This window comes from Duganella sp. S19_KUP01_CR8 (assembly GCF_036688705.1).
In the GTDB taxonomy this organism is placed as follows: Bacteria; Pseudomonadota; Gammaproteobacteria; order Burkholderiales; family Burkholderiaceae_D; genus Rugamonas.
In genome coordinates, this window is the sequence record NZ_JAQQPR010000075.1 from 1 (window position 1) to 1,241 (window position 1,241).

Annotated in this window: 1 protein-coding gene; it reads right to left on the reverse strand. The window is 55.8% G+C overall.

Features of this window, described 5'->3' with window-relative positions; all coding sequences use genetic code 11:
- Nucleotides 1-230: 230 nt before the first annotated feature.
- The gene (locus V6M89_RS30375; protein WP_332856713.1) at nucleotides 231-1,238 is read right to left on the reverse strand and encodes an IS110 family transposase; all 1,008 of its coding nucleotides are present in this window, start codon (nucleotides 1,236-1,238) and stop codon (nucleotides 231-233) included.
- Nucleotides 1,239-1,241: the final 3 nt, after the last annotated feature.

Here is a 1,241-nt window from a genome sequence, read left to right on the forward strand (position 1 = left end):
CCAAACAGATTCGGCTGCAACTTTATATCCGGCCTATATGCGGGTGGAATCCCGCTGGCCCCGATGGAATCCGCTGAACCACGCCTCTCTTACCTAACGGACTCTGTGTCCGGGTGTTTCTTCAGGCTTGGTGGTTCACGGTCTGACCTGTTTGCCATCACGCTTCGTGCCTTCGCAACCGTTGTAGTTCTCTCCTTGCTATCAAAACCGCTTCTTTGAACGAGTTCTCGTTAGGGCCTCACACTGGTGTACTCATTTTCGTATTTCCGGTTGAAGGCCAGCAGTGCCCAGATTGTCCTGGCTATTTTGTTGGCTAGTGCCACCGTAACCACATTTGCCGGCCGTCGCTTGGCGAGGCCATCAAGCCATTTGTTTGGTGTCTTCGAACACGACAGAACCGACCTCGCGCCATGGACTAACAAAGTCCTTAAGTAAGTGTCACCTCGCTTGCTGATGTTAAGCAACCGCACTCGTCCGCCGGTACCGGTTTGCCGCGGTACCAACCCAAGCCAGGCGGCGAATTCGCGTCCCGAGCGAAATGCGTTCGGATTTCCCATGGTCGCCACGGCGGCGGTCGCTGTCAGCAAACCTACGCCAGGAATCTCGGCGATGGCTTTGCACGACGGCTCCTGTCGCATCCATGCCTGGAGTCGTCGCTCGATTTGCGCAATCTGCTCATCAAGCTTGCTCAGCAGCGCCCATTGCTCCCTAAGAGTGTCGATCAAGATCGCGGGCAGGCGCTCGCTCAGTTTGGCGAGAATTACTGGCATCGATTTGTCCAAGGCCGCTCTCCCGACGGCCATCACTTCTCCATATTCGGCGATCAGTCCGCGTACAGAGTTGCTTTGCATCGTGCGGCACTTCACCAGCTGTTGACGGCTCCGGTGCAGAGCCAGCACCGCTTGTTGTGCCTCGGACTTGATTGCGACGGACCTTATGCCGCGTTGCTGCGTTGCTAGCCAGATCGCCCGCGCATCGGCGATGTCGTTCTTGTTGCCGGTTACAAAGGGTTTTACGGCCCTAGTGCACATGAGCTTCACTTGATGCCCCATTTCCGTCAATCGACGAGCCCAGTGTTGAGAGCCTCCGCATGCCTCCATCCCAATCAGGCTGGGTGACAGATTTGCGAAGTATTCGAGAAATTGGCCGCGTTTGACCTGTTTGTCGAAGACCTCACCCGTCTCCGGCGAGACCCAGTGAAGTTGAAATACGTTCTTGGCGATATCAACACCATAAATTAC